General features: G+C 58.6%; 12 protein-coding genes. 9 read left to right on the top strand and 3 right to left on the bottom strand.

Annotated features, from left to right (window positions below):
• Nucleotides 1–143: 143 nt before the first annotated feature.
• The 3 genes from ASF04_RS10980 to phaP form a co-directional block, all read right to left on the bottom strand.
• Entirely contained in the window at nt 144–1958 is a 1815-nt protein-coding gene (locus tag ASF04_RS10980; protein ID WP_156368602.1) for an ABC transporter ATP-binding protein, read from the bottom strand.
• On the bottom strand, nt 1948–3702 hold the full coding sequence (locus ASF04_RS10975; RefSeq protein WP_056141102.1) for an ABC transporter ATP-binding protein: 1755 nt from the start codon (nt 3700–3702) through the stop codon (nt 1948–1950). Before ASF04_RS10975 ends, ASF04_RS10980 begins: the two co-directional genes overlap by 11 nt.
• Before the next feature lie 325 nt (nt 3703–4027).
• On the bottom strand, nt 4028–4915 hold the full coding sequence (gene phaP / locus ASF04_RS10970; protein ID WP_056141100.1) for a phasin family protein: 888 nt from the start codon (nt 4913–4915) through the stop codon (nt 4028–4030).
• Between the two features lie 284 nt (nt 4916–5199).
• Here phaP and ASF04_RS10965 point away from each other — a divergent pair, with 284 nt between their 5' ends.
• The 9 genes from ASF04_RS10965 (at nt 5200) to ASF04_RS26750 (ending at nt 17148) form a co-directional block, all read left to right on the top strand.
• The gene (locus ASF04_RS10965) at nt 5200–6474 is read left to right on the top strand and encodes an amidohydrolase family protein (protein ID WP_056141098.1); all 1275 of its coding nucleotides are present in this window, start codon (nt 5200–5202) and stop codon (nt 6472–6474) included.
• Nucleotides 6475–6553: 79 nt separating this feature from the next.
• On the top strand, nt 6554–7075 hold the full coding sequence (locus ASF04_RS10960; protein ID WP_056141095.1) for a GNAT family N-acetyltransferase: 522 nt from the start codon (nt 6554–6556) through the stop codon (nt 7073–7075).
• Nucleotides 7072–7587, top strand: a complete 516-nt coding sequence (locus tag ASF04_RS10955; protein ID WP_056141093.1) for a GNAT family N-acetyltransferase — start codon at nt 7072–7074, stop codon at nt 7585–7587. Before ASF04_RS10960 ends, ASF04_RS10955 begins: the two co-directional genes overlap by 4 nt.
• A gap of 322 nt (nt 7588–7909) precedes the next feature.
• On the top strand, nt 7910–10957 hold the full coding sequence (locus ASF04_RS10950; protein ID WP_229205004.1) for a YjbH domain-containing protein: 3048 nt from the start codon (nt 7910–7912) through the stop codon (nt 10955–10957).
• A 74-nt stretch (nt 10958–11031) separates the two neighbouring features.
• A complete protein-coding gene (locus ASF04_RS10945; protein ID WP_082488690.1) occupies nt 11032–12915 on the top strand; it encodes an SLBB domain-containing protein in 1884 nt (627 codons plus the stop codon).
• 25 nt (nt 12916–12940) lie between these two features.
• Nucleotides 12941–13546, top strand: a complete 606-nt coding sequence (locus tag ASF04_RS28595; RefSeq protein ID WP_056141088.1) for a DapH/DapD/GlmU-related protein — start codon at nt 12941–12943, stop codon at nt 13544–13546.
• Between the two features lie 77 nt (nt 13547–13623).
• The gene (locus tag ASF04_RS10935) at nt 13624–14820 is read left to right on the top strand and encodes a Wzz/FepE/Etk N-terminal domain-containing protein (RefSeq protein WP_056141085.1); all 1197 of its coding nucleotides are present in this window, start codon (nt 13624–13626) and stop codon (nt 14818–14820) included.
• A 35-nt stretch (nt 14821–14855) separates the two neighbouring features.
• Nucleotides 14856–16124, top strand: coding sequence for an O-antigen translocase (locus ASF04_RS10930; RefSeq protein WP_082488688.1), 1269 nt, complete (start codon nt 14856–14858; stop codon nt 16122–16124).
• Between the two features lie 55 nt (nt 16125–16179).
• Complete coding sequence (locus tag ASF04_RS26750) at nt 16180–17148, top strand: glycosyltransferase (RefSeq protein WP_162241433.1); 969 nt, start codon at nt 16180–16182, stop codon at nt 17146–17148.
• Nucleotides 17149–17213 lie beyond the last annotated feature (65 nt).

Raw genomic sequence — 17213 nt, 5'->3', positions numbered from 1 at the left:
CCGCCCCTTCGCATTTGTCTTGTTTAGCGAAATCAATTATAGGCGTATTGCAATCGAGAATTCAGCGTCCATCGCGCATTTGTGCGTGCAAAGACACACTATGGCGACGGCGAGCAACAGGTTGGCAGGTGCTCAACTGGTGGTCAACTGGTACTCAGTTGCTGCAGCAGGTACAGGCGCTGGTACAGGCCGCCCTCGATCTGCATCAGTTCCTCGTGCGGGCCGGTCTCGGTAATGCGGCCGTGATTGAGCACGATGATGCGATCGGCATCGCGGATGGTGGAGAGGCGGTGCGCAATCGCGATCACCGTCACCTTGCCGCGCAATTCGTCGAGCGCCACCTGCACCACCTGCTCGGTCTGCGAATCGATGTGCGACGTCGCTTCGTCGAGCAGCAGGATACGCGGCTGGCCAGCCAGCGCGCGGGCAATGGCGATCAGCTGCTTCTGGCCCACGGCCAGGCGCGAGCCGCCTTCGCCCAGTTCGGTGTCGTAACCGCGTTCGAGCGCCATGATGAAGTCGTGCGCATGCGCCGCCCGTGCCGCCGTCTCGATCTGCGCCTGCGTGAGGCCGCGCCCCATGTCGATATTGTCGCGCGCGGACGCCGCCAGCAGGAACGGATCCTGCGGCACCAGGCCCACTTCGGCGCGGAAGCGTTCGTTGTCGATGTCGTCGAGCGCCACGCCGTGCAGCGTGATGCTGCCGTGCGGCGCCGGATAAAAGCGCAGCAGCAGCGAGAGCAGGGTGGACTTGCCGCTGCCGGTATGGCCCACGATGCCGATGAAGGCGCCGGCGGGAATTTCCAGCGACAGGTCGTGCAGCACCGGCTGTCCGGGGTTGTAGGCGAAGTCCAGGTGGCGGATCGCCACCGCTGGCTGCGGACCCGACGAGCTTTGGTCGGCAGCGGCAGCTTGGCCGATGGCAGCTGCAGTGTGTTCCTTGGCTTCTGCCTCGTCGAGCAGCGTGGCCACGCGGGCGCTGGCCACCACGGCCTGCTGCAACTGGCTGAACTGCATGGTGATCTGGATCAGCGGCTCGATCACGCGCGCCAGGTAGCTGATGAATGCATACAGCACGCCCACCTCGGTGGCGGTCATCTGGCGCTGGCCGAACACGAAGATGACGACTGCCAGCAGGATCACGTTGAACAGGTCGAGCGCGGGCCGCAGCAGCCAGGCGTTGGCGCGCAGCTCGGCCTGGCGCGCGGTGTAATGGGCCTGGTTGGTGGCGGCAAAGCGGTCGCCGAAGCGCTGCTGCGCATTGTTCGCCTGCAGCACGCTCATGCCGCCGATCGACTCGGCCATCTGGCCGTTGATGTCGCTGCGCAGTGCGCGGGCGCGGGTGACGGCCGGCGCGCTCCAGCGCTGGTACAGGAACACGATGACCAGCACCGCCGGCAGCAGCGCCAGCACCATGCCCATCAGGCGCACGTCGAGCCAGGCCATGGCGGCTATCGTCCCCACCAGCACGATGGTGCTGTCGAGGATGACGAACAGCACCTGGATGTACAGGTTTTTCACGGCCTCGGTATCGTTGGTCACGCGCGAGACCAGCTGGCCGGTGATGGCGCGATCGAAGAACGACATCGGCAGCAGCAGCACGTGGGTATACACCATTTCGCGCAGGCGCATCACCGAGCGCATGGCCAGGCCCGACAGGCGCACCAGTTGCAGGTAGCGCAGGCCGCTGGCGATCCAGCCGGACAGCAGAAGGCCGGCCAGCAACAGGGCCATGCGCGGCCAGTCCAGGTGGTGCGGCAGCAGGTGTTCGTCGATCAGCGCCTTGCCCATGATGGGGCCCATCACTTCGAACAGGGCGGCCAGCATCAGCCACAGCACGGCCCAGCCCAGGTGGTGCTGGTCGGGGCGGGCGGCGCGCCGCAGGAGCGAGAAGGCCTGGCGCGTCTGGGCGCCGATCGAGGTGGTGTCGGGTGTGGTGAGCATGGAATCAGGCGGCATCGAGCGAGGCCTCCAGTTGTTGGTAGCGCCACTGGCTGGCATACCAGCCGTCCTGCGCCAGCAGTTGTTCGTGGCTGCCGGATTCGCTGATGCGGCCGTCGCGCAGCACCAGGATCAGGTCGGCGTTGACCACTGCGCTCAGGCGATGGCTGGCGATCACCGCGCTGCGGCCCGCGCGCGCCTGGCGCAGTTCTTCCAGGTGTTCGAGGATGCGCGTTTCGGTGCCGGTATCGACCGCCGACAAGGCGTCGTCGAGCAGCAGCAGGTCGTTATCAGCCAGCAGCGCGCGGGCAATCGCCACGCGCTGGCGCTGGCCGCCGGAGAGCGTGATGCCTTTTTCGCCTACCTCGGTCTCGTAGCCCTGCGCAAATTTCAGGATGTCGTCGTGCACCGCTGCCAGGTTGGCCGCGTGCTCCACCTGCGCGCGCGTGGCCTGCGGGCGTGCCAGCGCGATATTGTCGGCGATCGACGCCGAAAACAGGAACGACTCCTGCGGCACCCAGCTGATACCGGCGCGCAGCGTGTGCAGCGTATATTGGTCGAGCGCGTGGCCGTTCCACGTCACCGTACCTGCCTGCGGCGTGAGCTGGCGCATCAGCACCCGCAGCAGGGTGGACTTGCCGCTGCCGGTCGGTCCCACCAGGCCCAGGGTCTGGCCCGGTGCCAGCGTGAGCGAGATGTCCTGCAACGCGGCCACCGACTGGTCGGCATACGCATAGCGCACGTGATCGAGCACCAGCGCGCCGGGGGCTATGGTGGTGAGCGTGCCATGGTCGTCGATGGCCAGCGGCGCAGCGAGCATCGGCTGCAGGCGCTGCCAGGCGGCGCGTCCGCGTTCGATCAGCGACAGCACCCAGCCGGCGGCGAACATCGGCCAGATCAACTGGCCCAGGTACATGGTAAACGCGGTGAGCGAACCGATGGTGAGCTGGTCGTGCCACACCAGGTAACCGCCCAGGCCCAGCGTGAGCGTGCTGGCGGCAGCCAATGTGAGGCCCACGGCCGGTTCGTACGCCGCCTCCCACACCTGCGCGCGCAAGCTGGCGTCCGATGCGCGCTGCGCCAGTTCGGAGAACTGTTTGGCGCTGCGCTGTTCCAGGCCCAGCGCGCGCAGGGTGCGCACGCCCGACAAGGTTTCCTGCACATGGTCGTTCAGGTCCGAGAAGCGCTTGAGCGAATCGGTGGACGCGGTGTGGATGTGGCCCGAGATATACCAGAACGCCCATGCCATCAGCGGGAACGGCAGCAGCGCGATGCAGGCCAGGCGCCAGTCCACGCCGAGCAGCATCACGCCCAGCACCATCACCAGCGTGAGGGCGCCGTCGAAGCCGGCCAGCATCGCTTCGCCGGCCACCATTTCGATGGCGTCGATATCGTTGGTGGCCAGCGCCATCAGGTCGCCGGTGCGCTGGCGCTGGTAAAAGGCGGAGCCCTGTTCGGATAAACGGGCGTACAGGCGCGTGCGCAGCGACACGCCGAGTTTATAGGCGGCGCCGAACAGCAGCTGGCGCCACGCCACGCGCAGGAAATAAATCGCGAGGCCGATCAACAGCAGCGAACCGATTTCCAGCAGCAGGGCGTCGCCGGACAGGGTGTGGGCGGCCAGCCCGTCGATCATGGCGCCGACCTTGCGCGGCACCCAGATACTGAGCGCGGCCACGCCCGCCAGCATCAGGCCGGACAGGGCATAGGCGCGCTTGTGCTGGCGGATGAAACCGCCCAGCAGCGCGGAGAGAGTAGACATGTTGCCTCGGTGAGCGTTGGGGCTGGCAGCGTACTGCCAGCGCGTAGTCCGCTAGGATACAGCAAGGCAAGCGATCGGGTGGGCGCACGGCCCGAATCGGGATCCGGCCGAGCCCTTTAATGGGACCTGGTGGAGCCCTTTCAGGAGGCCGTTCGGGACCTTTCGGGAACCTAATCGGGAACCCGTTCGGGAACCCGTTCGGGAACCTCTTCGAGGCGCTGTCGGGGCAACGTTCGGAGCCCGAGGGGGCATCCGAACGGCGCGGCGCCAGGGGGAGGGGACAGGCGGCTTGGCGGGCAGTGATTGCCGGCGGTGCTGACTGATTTTACTTCTTGTGTTTACAGGCAGGTGCGTCGGCGGGCTTGGCTTTTGGCGCGATGGTTTTCAGCTTGGAAGTCTTGGTGTCGGCGGCCAGCGCGATCGGCTTGGCGGCCGGGAATGCCGGTTTCGCTGCTGCAGGTGGCGCGGTCTCGGTGGCCGGTTTGAGCGCCGGCTGGATGGCTTCCGGCGCGGTGGGGGCGACGGTAGCGGCCAGCGGCTGCGGTGCCAGTTGCGCCGGGGTGTCTGCGACGGCGGACGCTGCATCCGGATGCACCGCGGCCGACACGGCTGCCTGGATCGTGGTGGCGGGTGGCGCCGGCTCCTCGGTCACGGCGGCGGTCGTTGGTGCCGCTGCAGGTTCCGCAGTAGCGGCTGTAACCGGTGCCGCTGCCCGGGCGGGAGCAGGCTCTGCTGCTGGTGGTACTGCTGCGGTCTCGGTGGGCGTAGCCGCCTGCACTGCCTGGGCCCCCGGTGCTGCCGCTGTTTTCGCAACTTCAGCCACTGGCGTTGCTGCTGTTTTAGCCGCCTCGGCCACCGGTGCCGCCCAAGGTGCAGCCAGTTGCGGCAGGGTAGTGCCTTGGGTACTCTTGATCAGCTCGGCCTGGGCGCCGCTGGCGATGGCAAACAGTTCGCGGCTGTACGCCAGCAGGCTGTCGAGGCCGGTCGGGGTATCGCGGCTGGCACTGAACAGTTCCTTGGCGTCCTTAATGTCCAGCAGCTTTTTGGCGGCGGCGGATGATTTTTCCACCGACGCCTTGGTCGTGTTGATATGCAGCGCAATCAACTTTTCCGCGCTGTCGACCGCGGTGTGGGCCAGGCTGTTAAAGATCTGGAACTGGGCTTCCAGTTGCGATTTGGTAACGGCGGAAAACTGTTCGGTAATCGAAGACATGGTTTCTCCTGGCGACGGGTCTGTTGCGATGCAATATTGGAACATTCTAGCCACGAACACGGGGCTTGAAAAGTTATTTTTTGTGCTATGGGGGTAAAGGGCGCAATTAGAGTGCTGCAAGAGTGCCACATGGAAAAATGCGGTGTCCAGACTGATTATGGCACATTTGATCTATCGCAAATTTAAGTCAGAAATATCGGTTATCGATTACCGCGACGCAACAATTAGTGCAAACCGTTGAAACTGTCTACAATCAACGACATCAACAACTAGCCGGGGTTCCCATGGATGCGGTCATACGTAACGCCAACCTTGCCGACGGCCAGACCGGCGTCGATATTGCCATCGAACACGGCCGCATTGCTGCCATCGGCCATGCCCTGGCCGTCACTGCCGGGCGCGAGATCGATGCCGGCGGCGACCTGGTCAGCGCGCCGTTCGTCGATGCCCATTTTCACATGGACGCCACGCTCAGCTATGGCCTGCCGCGCGTCAACGCGTCCGGCACGCTGCTCGAAGGCATTGCGCTGTGGGGCGAACTGAAACCCGAGCTGACCCAGCAGGCGCTGGTCGAGCGCGCCTTGCAGTATTGCGACTGGGCGGTGGCGCGCGGCCTGCTGGCCATCCGCTCGCACGTGGACGTCTGTGACGACCGCCTGCTGGCCGTCGAGGCGCTGCTCGACGTCAAGCGCCGGGTGGCGCCGTACCTGGACCTGCAACTGGTGGCGTTTCCGCAGGACGGCGTGCTGCGCAGTCCTACCGCGTTCGCCAACCTCAAGCGGGCGATTGCCATGGGCGTCGACGTGGTGGGCGGCATTCCGCACTTCGAGCGCACCATGGCCGACGGCGCCGAGTCGGTGCGCCTGCTGTGCGAATTTGCCGCCGACAAGGGCTTGCGGGTGGACATGCACTGCGACGAGTCGGACGACCCACTGTCGCGCCACATCGAGACGCTTGCATACCACAGCCACCGGCTGGGCCTGCACGGCCGCGTGACCGGCTCGCACCTGACCTCGATGCACTCGATGGACAATTATTACGTCAGCAAGCTGCTGCCGCTGATCCGCGAGGGCGGGGTGGCGGCAATAGCCAATCCGCTCATCAACATCACCCTGCAAGGCCGTCACGACAGCTATCCCAAGCGGCGCGGCATGACGCGGGTGCCGGAAATGCTGGCCGCCGGCATCGACGTCGCCTTTGGCCACGACTGCGTGATGGATCCGTGGTACAGCCTGGGCTCCGGCGACATGCTGGAAGTGGCGCATATGGGCCTGCACGTGGCGCAGATGACGGGGCAGGACGCCATGCGCGCCTGCTTCACGGCCGTAACCGACACCCCGGCCCGCATCCTCGGCCTGGACGGCTATGGCGTGGCGGTCGGCTGCCATGCCGACCTGGTGCTGCTCGATGCGGCCGACCCGGTGGAAGCGATCCGCCTGCGCGCCGCGCGCCGGCTGGTGATGCGGCGCGGCCAGATCGTGGCCGAGTCGCCGCGCGCGCAAGCGCGGTTGAGTTTGCCGGGGCGGCCCGATGTCGTCGATTTCCGCCTGACACGCTAGTGGGCGCGGCGGCGGTGCGCTGGACTTGCCAGCAGAAATCCATGACAATCAAACACCGACGCCATCGCATGGAGCTGTCTTGAAAGAAATCGCGATCCGCCCCGCCACGGAAGCCGACTTCGGCGCCATGTGGGCCATTTTCCAGGAATTGATCGCCACCGGCGACACCTATTATTTTGCTGCCGACACCAGCCGCGACGATTGCCACGCCTACTGGTTCGGCCCCGGCATCGAGAGCTTTGTAGCCGAGCTCAACGGCGACCGCCTGCTTGGCATGTACCGCCTCACCGCCAACCAGCGCGACCGTGGTGCCCACGTGGCCAACGCCTCGTTCATGGTGGGGCCGGCGGCGCAGGGCGTGGGGGTGGGCACCATGCTGGGGCGCGACTGCCTGGCGCGGGCACGCCGGCACGGCTACCTGGCCATGCAATTCAACTACGTGGTCAGTTCCAACGTCGCCGCCGTGCTGCTGTGGAAAAAGCTCGGATTTGCCATCGTCGGCACGCTGCCGCGCGCCTATTACCACCAGTACCTCGGCTATGTCGATGTATACGTGATGTACCAGTTGCTGGAAGACCCCTCGCACTGGCCCGACGCATGATCATCCTGGAGACAGCGCGCCTGCGCCTGCGCACCGTCGAGACCGACGATGCCGCCTTTTATTACGCCCTGGTCAACGACCCCACCTGGCTTGAATTCATCGGCGACAAGGGTATCCGCAGCGTCGAGCAGGCCCGCACCGCCCTCATCGACGGCCCGCTGGCAATGCAGCAACGCCACGGTTACTCGCTGTACATCATGGAGCGCAAGGAAGACGGCCAGGCGCTGGGCATGTGCGGCCTGATCCGCCGCGATTTCCTGCCCGATGTCGATATCGGCTATGCCATCCGCCCCGAGCATTTCGGGCGCGGCTACACCTACGAGGCGGCCCAGGCCGTGCTGCAACTGGCGCGCGGACCGCTCGGCATCACTCGCGTGCTGGGCCTGACCGCGCCGGGCAACGTCAACTCGATCCGGCTGTTAAACAAGCTCGGGCTGCGGTTTCAGGAAATAAGGTTGTTACCGCCGGGAGAGCGGCCGACGAATATTTATGCGATTGATTTCCCATCTTGACAGATGCATATCAGTGTGGTTTTTGACGCCGATAGCGTCTTTCGGGTAGAGCTTTGGAGCAATAATTCAGCGTACTTATTTGCTAACGATGGTAAAATGGTCGCGATTGACTGCTGAAGTTTGTTAAAAATCAAAACCGTCCGTGAAACTCGTGGTCCGCTCATGTATCATGCGGGCGGCGCGTGCACCGGAGAGCGGTATCACGTGATCACACATACCAGAAGATGGGCGCCATGCTTCTCTTTGGTTCGAATTCCACCTCCAGCTTGCTCGGCTCCTGATCTACAAGGAAGTAGCGAATTAGGAGTATTTTTTTGGGTAGTTGGACTTGTTAAGCGCGCTTAGAAAATCGGTTAAATATACCTGGTGTGGCTGCCTGATCCTCGCAGGGCAGAACAGCTTCGCCGCGACGCCGGGCAACAACGGCCAGTCGGGGTATATCAATACGCCCAGCGCGGTGGTGGAGGCCGATGGCACGTTCAGTGTTGGCTATGGCTACGACAGTCCTTATGGTCAGATGTGGGTAACATCCACTATCTTGCCTGCCTTGCAGGTGACCGGACGCTACGTTTCCATTACTGGCGTTCCCGCCTTTTCCAATTCGGTCACCGATCCCGAATATGGCGCCGGCTATGGCCGCTACAAGGACAAAGTTGTCGACGGCAAGTTACAGTTGTGGCAGGAACGAGACTGGATGCCGTCGGTAGCCGTCGGAGCCAACGATGTGTTTGGTACGGCATTGTTCAAGAGTCAGTATGTTGTGGCCAGCAAGACCGTGGGCGCTGCCCGCAATATGGAGTGGAGTCTTGGCTATGGAACCAAGCGCATTGATGGTCTGTTTGCCGGTGCCCGCTGGACGTCTCTTAATCATCCAAATTGGTCAGTTGTAGCAGAATATAACTCGATCGATTACAAACAAGATTATCTACCGCAAGCCACCGGTGCGGCCAAGCGTCGCAAAGGCCCTGCAGTTGGCATCGAATACCGTTGGGGTTGGTTGGGCATCCAGGCGGCGCGTGGACGTGATCATTTCAGCGTTAATGCCTTCGTGAGCATACCTTTCGGCGAGCGCGAATACGTCCCCAAAATTTACGAGCCGGCCTATTTTCAGGACAAGGATCCGATTACGCCGCCGTCGAACCGGGAGTGGCGCCAGGATCCGGAATATGGCGCCGACCTGGTCAAGGCACTGGTGGCGCAGGATTTCAAGAACATCCGGGTGAGCTTGAACGGGAATGTGCTGCACCTGACACTCACCAACAGCCGCATTTCCAATATGGGACGTGCCGTGGGCCGTGCGGTGCGCACGGCGCTGGCCTTCATGCCGGCCGGGGCGACCGCAATCAACGTCACCTACACGGTGCTGGACCAGCCGATGACGACGTACGAGTTCTTCGACTTGCCTAGGCTAAATGATTATCTTGCCGGCAAAATCGATCGGGCGACGTTCGATGAAGCGGTGCTGGTGCGCTATCCGCGCCCAGATGACGTGATCAGCGATGCCGAACAGGGCTGGCTGGCCGGCCTCCTCGATGGCCCGGCGTCGGTAAAGGCACCTGCAGCCGCTTCCGTGTCAGCCGCGTCCGACACCTCTTCCTCTCCTGCACTGCCCCCGGTTCCGCTCAGCCCGGCAACTGGCGTGGCTGAGGTGCATGCACCGGCGGTCTCGGCGACAGTTCCCGCAGTGGCCGCCAATGCGCGCCAGGTGGAAAGCGATGGCAAGTTGCGGGTTGCCATGGGGCACGAGGGTGATGTGGTTCAGGTAACGTCGGTGGACAGGGAGAGCAACCGTTTCAAGGTGGCGCCGAAGCTCGGTTTCTTTTTCAACGACCCGAGTGGGGCTTTCCGGTACTCGCTCTCAGCTGCCGCTAACTACGATCGCCGCCTCGGCGACGGCTTGTATTTGAATGCGGCAGCCGGCCTGACACTGATCGAAACTGTATCGGGCGTCAAGCAGCCGTCCAACAGCAATCTGCCCCACGTCCGCACCGACGTGGCCAAGTATTTAGGTGAAAGCCGTTTCGCCTTGAGCCGCGTACTGCTCAACAAGTATCTGAACCCGGCTGAACGCTTGTATGTGCGTGGCTCTGTAGGGCTGTACGAGGATATGTATCGCGGTGTGGGCGGACAGATGCTGTATCTGCCCAAGGACAGCCGCTGGGCGGTCGACCTGTCGGTCGATGCGCTGCAACAGCGTGGCTACAAACGCCTGTTCGATAGCCTGGACTACAAGACCGTGACCGCCATCGCGTCGCTGCATTACAGGTTGCCACGGGGCATTACCGTAACCGCGCGCGCAGGCCGCTTCCTGGCCAAAGATGAGGGCGTGCGTGTCGAGTTCAAGCGACGCTTCCAGTCCGGCATAGAAGTCGGCGCATGGTACAGCCGCACTGACGGCAACGACATCACGCCGCCGGGCAGGCCAGGGCAGCCATATCACGACCGCGGCATCTTTTTGTCGGTGCCGTTCAACGTCATGCTGCCGATGGATTCGCAGGGCCTCGCCGGCTTCTCGATCTCGCCGTGGACCCGCGACGTGGGTCAGATGGTGGCGTCCCCCGGCGACCTGTATGACATGATCGAACAGCCACGTCGCCACATGAATACCCATGATGGCCTGGGCAACTTTGCGGAGCGTCCCGACGAGCAGCAACTGCCAGCGGTAAACCCACCCGATGTGCCGTTCGACAATCCAATCCCGGTGGTCCATGAGCGCATCGACCAGTCGCTCAATGCCGTGCCTGCGCCACGAGAGTGGCTGCGGCCGGCCAGCCTGGCCATCGGCGCGGTGCTGGTATCGGCGCTGGCTGACAAGCCGGTGGATCGCCAGATGAAAAAATACCATGACAAAAAAGTGCTGCGTGGTTTAAATACTTATGGCAATGCACTGCCTTACGTGCTGGTAGGCGCCGCTGGTGCCGCCTTCGCGCTGGGTGACGAACGCATGCGAAATACCGGCCTGATTTCCATGCAGTCGATTGCTGCCGCCACCGGCGTGTCGTTGGTGGGCAAGTACGCAGTCGGCCGTGCCCGTCCGGAAGAAGAGCGCGGTCCATGGTCACGCGTCAGCGATGGCTATTCCCGGTCGGATGCTTCTTTCCCGTCCGGGCATTCGGCAGTGGCGTTTGCCGCAGTGACGCCATTTGCCAAGGAGTATGACGCCCCTTGGCTGTATGGCGTTGCGGCACTCGGCTCTGCAGGCCGTGTCGCAGGACGCAAGCACTGGGTATCCGATACCGTCGCCGGCGGCGTCCTTGGCTACGCGGTTGGCAGCTGGCTGTGGCACGCGCAGCGCGACCAGACCAAGTCGGGCCTGTCGATTGTGCCGGGACTGAAGGAAATCAGTGTGACCTGGCAAACCAAATATTAAGTGGCAGTTGACCCCTAGCGCGAACGCCTGCATCGCACATTGACCCAATATTCATCATTCAGACAAAGACCAGCATGAAAAAGCAATTGCGCCCATCCCAGCCTCTTATGAAACAATTGATACTCTCTGCTTGCCTGCTTGGAGCGAGCACTTCCTTTTCCGTGGCCCAGGAACTTTCGCTTGGCGATCTCGCCAAGGCGCAAGCGGCCTCGGAGGGCGGCAACTTGCCGACCATACGCAGCCGTGCCGATTCGCGCCTGGTAACGACGCCGCCATTGACTCGCCCGGATACGCGTGCCCCGGCCGAAGCTGGCCCGTTCCAGAGGTATGCCACCGGTGTGACCGATCAAGAGCTGAAGATTTTCGGCCGCGACCTGTTCAGCGACGTGCCTTCGACCTTTGCGCCGTTTGACAGTGTGCAGGTTAACCAGGACTACGTGATCGGCACTGGCGATGAACTGCAGGTGCGCGGCTGGGGCATGGTCGATATCGATGTCAGCGCCACTGTCGATCGCAGCGGCGCGATTTTCATTCCACGCGTGGGTTCCGTCAAGGTCAGCGGCGTGCAGTACAAGGACTTGCAGGGCTACCTGAAGAAGGCGGTTGGCAAGATTTACAATAATTTTGAACTCACCGCCAGCATCGCGCAGACCCGTTCAGTACAGATTTACGTTGTCGGCCATGCCACGCGACCAGGCACTTACACGCTCAGCGCCATGAGCACCCTGTTGAACGCCTTGTTCACATCGGGCGGTCCGGATGCGACCGGCAGTATGCGCAATATCCAGCTCAAACGCGGCGCGCAAACCATTACCAGCTTCGACTTGTATGACATCTTGACCAAGGGCGACAAGAGCAGCGACGCGACCTTGCGCGATGGCGATGTCATTTATATTCCGGAAGTTGGTCCGCTGGTGGCACTGACCGGCAATGTCAAGCAGCCAGCCATCTTCGAGTTGAAGGGCGATGCCAACCTCGGCGATGTCATCAACTGGGCTGGCGGCTTTGACTCTGCCGCTGAAACCAAACAGGTGATCGTTGAGAAGAACGTCGACAACAAATACGTCACCGTGGCGGAATTTACGGCTGACAACGTCGTCAGTAGTAAGCAGTTGGCCGCCATTCCCGTCAAGCCAACCGACGTCCTGCGCGCCTTCGCACCAGGCGCAGTGCCGGTGCAAGCACAAATCCAGAACGAATATGTGCGCATCGGCGGCGAAGTCCAGCAAACCGGTATTTTCCGCTTGAAGAAAGGCGAAACCTTGCGCGAGCTGATCAGCCGCGTGGGTGGCGCCAATGAAAACGGCTATCTTTATGCAATGCAGCTAACCCGCGACTCCGTACGTAAACAGCAGCAGGCAAAACTGGACGAGGTGGCAGCCCGCTTCGAACGTGAAACGGAGTCCAATTCTACCCAGCGTCTGAGCAGCGCCAGCGAGCCAGCTGCTGTGGCCAAGTTGGCAGCCGAGGTGGAGCAGCAACGTCGTATCGTGCAGAAATTGCGGACCATCAAAGCCGAGGGTCGTATCGTTCTTGAACTGCCCGGCGTTGAAACGCAAATGAAAAACTTGCCGGATATCCCGCTGCAGAATGGCGACAGTATCTATATTCCGCGCCGTCCGGGTACGGTTGACGTGCTGGGCTCCGTATTCCAGCAGAACGCGTTTGTCTATCGTCCCCGTCGCACCGTGAACGACTATGTCAACCAGGCTGGTGGGTTGACTGCGGGTGCGAACAAATCTGAAATGTATATCATTCGCGCCGATGGCACGGCTCAAAGTAGCCAGAGCAGCGGCTGGTTCAACAGCCTCGGCGGCGACACGCTCAATCCGGGAGATACGGTCGTGGTGCCAGAAAAAATTGACCGCAGCACCTTCATGCAGAGTTTGAAGGAATGGACGTCGATTTTCTACCAGTTCGGCTTGGGCGCAGCCGGCTTGAAAGTCTTGAAGGATTAACGGTCACCGAGGTGAATGCGTCTATATGGGCTCTCAATACAATATAAAGAATCAGTTCATTCCGCTGGTGGTCGCTCGCTATGCGTACCAGTTTTTCAAGATGAAAGCCCGTTTGCTGCTGCTGTCATCGAAGTTTAATTGTCGTATCGATAGCACGGCACGGATCTTCTACGACAGAGTTACGGACGTGGTCCTGGCTCCCAATGTAAGCATCGGCGCGCATACAGTAATTCATTGCACCAACGAAGACAGCACCCATCAGAGTGCCTCAAAACTGGTTGTCGGCGAGCATACATATATCGGCGAAATGAACAATATAAGGCTGGGTGGCGCTCTGGTACAGATCGGGCGCAAGTGCCTGATTTCGCAGCAGGTCAGCATCATCGGCAGCAATCATTCGATCGACCGAAGCCGGTGCATCGTCGATCAGCCCTGGGATGCTTCAAGGCTCAATGTCATCATTGGTGATGATGTCTGGATTGGATGCGGCGCCCAGGTGATGCCGGGGGTGTCCATAGGCAATGGCGCCATCGTGGCGGCCGGAGCAGTCGTTACCAAAGATGTGGCGGCATACACGATCGTCGCAGGAGTTCCTGCGCGTTATGTCAAGGATCGACCAAACAGCGCCTGAGGCATTGAGTGGTCCATGACATTCGAAATTAATTATGTGGCGAAACTGGGTATAAGATAATGAGCGAGGAAATGGCAATGAATAACGACGCGTCGCTGCAAAAGCGCGAGAATTTCGACAGCGGCGACAGTATTGGGCTGCTGGATCTGGCGATCGTCCTTGCTAAAAACAAAAAGATGATTGTCGTGTTCACCGTGGTGGTCATGGTAATGGTAGCTGGACTGACTTTGCTGATACCGAACAAATACACTGCGCGCGCGCAAGTTCTGCCACCGCAATCGCAGTCCGGTTCCAGCGCCCTGTTGGGGCAGCTGGGTAGCTTGAGCGGACTGGCCGGCGGTGCCCTGAAAAATCCCAACGATACTTATATCGGCATGCTCGGCAGCAGAACTGTATCCGATAACTTGATCGCCCAATTCAAGTTGGCGCAGGTGTACGACAAGAAGATTCATACCGACGTTCGGGTGGAACTGCAAAACGCCAGCTCCATCATGAGTAGCAAGGAGAATGTCATCATGATCGATGTTACCGACGAGGATCCGAAGCTGGCTGCCGCCCTTGCGAACGGCTATGTCAGTGAACTGCAAAAGCTGACGTCGACCGTGGCGGTGACTGAAGCCTCGCGCCGCCGACTGTTCTTCGAGAAACAACTGCAGCAGACCAAGGGTGAGTTGGTGACGGCCGAAATGAACCTGCGCAAGACCCAGGAAGCTACCGGTCTGATCAAACCAAATGAACAAGCCGAAGGTGTGATCAAAGCTGCCGCCAGCATCAAGGCTGAAATTGCGGCAAAAGAAGTGGCACTGGGTGGACTGCGCACTTTTGCCACCAGCAACAATCCAGAATTCCAACGCGCGCAAACCGAGTTGGCTGGATTGCGCGCTCAATTGAGCAAGATCGAGCGCGGTGCGAACGGTGGCCAAGGTGATATCTCGGTGGCGATCCGCGCAATTCCCGAGGTGGGCCTGGAATACGTCCGCAATCTGCGTGAGGTGAAATACCAGGAAACACTGCTGGAGTTATTTGCCAAACAGTTTGAACTGGCGAAGATTGATGAAGCCAAAGAAGGCACGCTGGTGCAGGTGCTCGATGTTGCTGTCGTCCCAGATAAAAAGGCGTCGCCAAAGCGCAGCCTGATGGTGCTGCTCGCAGGTTTTGTCGCGTTTACTCTTGCATTGTTTTATGCGTTTGCTCGTGAGGTAATGGTCAGGATCAAGAATAATCCTGAAAATGCTTCTCATTGGGAACAGCTGATGCAATCCATGAAATGGTGATAAGCGCATTTAATTTAATATGAAAATAGATTTGAATGAGTTTATTAAAAACTAGCCTATTGAATGGCATAGCGGTGGTCGTAAGAATGGCGACCGGACTTGTACTGAATAAAATATTTGCGATTCACCTTGGTCCTAGTGGGTTTGCCGCCATTGGGCAGCTCCAAAACTTTATCGCGATGGTAACCAGCTTCGCAGCCGGTGCGATCAATACAGGCGTTACTAAGTACACCGCTGAGTATTACGACCAGCCTGATCGAAAAAAGCAATTATTCCAAACTGCTGGCACGATGACCATAGTTGGTTCGTTATTTGCCGGCGTTGTTCTCGTTGCGCTAAGCAGCCCTATCAATACGTGGCTCTTTGGCGGTGAAAATTATCAGGAAGCGCTAATTTTTCTTTCAGCTTGTCTGCTAATGATCAGTCTGAACGCCATGCTTTTGGCTGTTTTAGCTGGACAGAAGGAGGTACGCCGCTATGTCATCGCCAATATAGCAAGTTCCATAATAGGGCTGGTGATTTCGGGAACATTGGCTTGGTTTTTGGGTTTGCGTGGTGCGTTGATAGCCTTAAGTCTGGGACAGGCGTTGGCGCTCTTGACTACCTTATATTTTTGCCGCGGCCTGAGCTGGTGTCGACTACCGACTTTTTGGGGTAGAGTCGATAAAGTCACGTTGCTGCTCCTGGTGCGTTATGTTGCCATGGCTTTAGTTGCCGCATTGGCAGTGCCTCTTACCCAAATGCTTATACGAAGTGAGATGATCTCAATTTTCGGCGTGTCTCATGCTGGTTATTGGGATGCCATGAATAAAATAAGTACTATTTATCTATCTTTAGTTACCACTACGCTGTCGCTATATTATCTTCCTCGAATTGCCGAGATTAAAGATGATAGCGAACTTCGAAAAGAAATCGGCAGCTCATTTAAAATAATTGTGCCACTGGTGATTTTTTGTTCGATTGTAATTTTTATTCTTCGTGCGCCGATTGTTAAAATATTATTTTCGTCAGAATTTCAGGTCATGACTGAGCTCTTCGGTTGGCAAATGATTGGCGACGTTCTTAAAATAGCTAGCTGGCTGCTGGCTTATGTTTTAATAGGCAAAGCTATGATGAAAGTGTTTATTGTTACGGAAGTGATTTTTTCATTTTCCTTGTATATATTTACTATATGCGCAACGCATGAGTTTGGCTTTGTAGGCGTCTCGATGGCATACGCATTTAATTACCTTCTCTATTTGGTAGTTATGTATGTGGTTGTGATTGAATGGCGACTTAAGCCCCGATCAAGGCTCCAGAAATAGTTTCAAAGCTCTAGTTTTCTTTTGTCGTATGAATGAAATTGAATTGAATTGGTCGATGCACGATATGCACCATATGCAAGAAAATATTCCAGCCCCGGTACTTCTGCCTCCGAAGAGCGACTTGGTCTCGATCGTCGTCCTCACATTTAATAGCGCAGAAACGATTCTTGAGACACTGGCTAGTTTACTCCACCAAAATTATCCGGCCTTGGAAGTGATCATTGCCGATGATGGATCAAAGGATCTGACAATCGCGGTTGTTACAGAGTGGATCTCAGCGAACGGCGGCAATTTTGAGCGCATCGAGGTAATTCAGGCTGAAATAAATGGGGGAATTTGTGCAAACGTTGCACGGGGTTACGCTGTTGCTCGTGGTAAGTGGATAAAGCCAATTGCTGGTGATGATATGCTGTTAGGTGGTGCGATCCGGCGTTTCATGGAAATTGCATCGGACAACGATTGTTCGGTGATAGTTTCTCAGATGAAAACATTTAAAAAGTCCTCTCATGTGGGAAACGTTTTCGGTGAAGTCATGCCTTCTCCTGAGGACGCGAAAGCCATCCAATCCGATACTCTCGATCTTCTAAAAATCCTTCGGGTGCGCAATGTGTTGCCTGCGCCAAGTGTAATGTTAAAAAAGGAAGATTTTGAAAATGTTGGTGGAATTGATAGAAGGTTTTTTCATCTTGATGATTGGCCTTTGTGGATTAATTTGTTACTTCATGGAAAAAAAATTGTATGGCTGCCTGAACCACTTGTCGCCTATAGGGTGAGCGAAAATTCTATTTCAGCTTCTAAAAATTCCACGTTGGTTAAACCTGAATTCCTTCAGGATCATATTACTTTTTACGAGAATTATCAGGTTGGGCATCTTCCAATGTTTGCTCATTGGGATCGAATGCTTGAGATATTTCGATTCAAAATGGCAAAAAATGCGTTGCGTAAATATCCACGTTTTTATACAGCCACCGGCATATTGAGATTTTTGAGTCCTATTTACATAAAACGTCGCCTTAGACGTTAATTTTTGAATTAATTTTCGAACGTGTAAAATTTGATGCCCTAACAGCTTTGCAATATTGGGAATAT

Source organism: Duganella sp. Leaf61 (genome assembly GCF_001421905.1).
Lineage (GTDB): Bacteria > Pseudomonadota > Gammaproteobacteria > Burkholderiales > Burkholderiaceae_D > Rugamonas > Rugamonas zoogloeoides.
Note: the sequence above shows the minus strand (reverse complement) of the source record. Positions and strands in the feature narration are given on the sequence as shown.

Bases quoted from the DNA above. Each gene is read 5' to 3' on its own strand.
- ASF04_RS10945 (WP_082488690.1), top strand. From the start codon at position 11,032: ATGAAAAAGCAATTGCGCCCATCCCAGCCTCTTATGAAACAATTGATA.
- ASF04_RS28595 (WP_056141088.1), top strand. From the start codon at position 12,941: ATGGGCTCTCAATACAATATAAAGAATCAGTTCATTCCGCTGGTGGTC.
- ASF04_RS10975 (WP_056141102.1), bottom strand. From the start codon at position 3,702: ATGTCTACTCTCTCCGCGCTGCTGGGCGGTTTCATCCGCCAGCACAAG.
- ASF04_RS10955 (WP_056141093.1), top strand. From the start codon at position 7,072: ATGATCATCCTGGAGACAGCGCGCCTGCGCCTGCGCACCGTCGAGACC.
- ASF04_RS10965 (WP_056141098.1), top strand. From the start codon at position 5,200: ATGGATGCGGTCATACGTAACGCCAACCTTGCCGACGGCCAGACCGGC.
- ASF04_RS26750 (WP_162241433.1), top strand. From the start codon at position 16,180: ATGCACGATATGCACCATATGCAAGAAAATATTCCAGCCCCGGTACTT.
- phaP (WP_056141100.1), bottom strand. From the start codon at position 4,915: ATGTCTTCGATTACCGAACAGTTTTCCGCCGTTACCAAATCGCAACTG.
- ASF04_RS10930 (WP_082488688.1), top strand. From the start codon at position 14,856: ATGAGTTTATTAAAAACTAGCCTATTGAATGGCATAGCGGTGGTCGTA.
- ASF04_RS10935 (WP_056141085.1), top strand. From the start codon at position 13,624: ATGAATAACGACGCGTCGCTGCAAAAGCGCGAGAATTTCGACAGCGGC.
- ASF04_RS10980 (WP_156368602.1), bottom strand. From the start codon at position 1,958: ATGCCGCCTGATTCCATGCTCACCACACCCGACACCACCTCGATCGGC.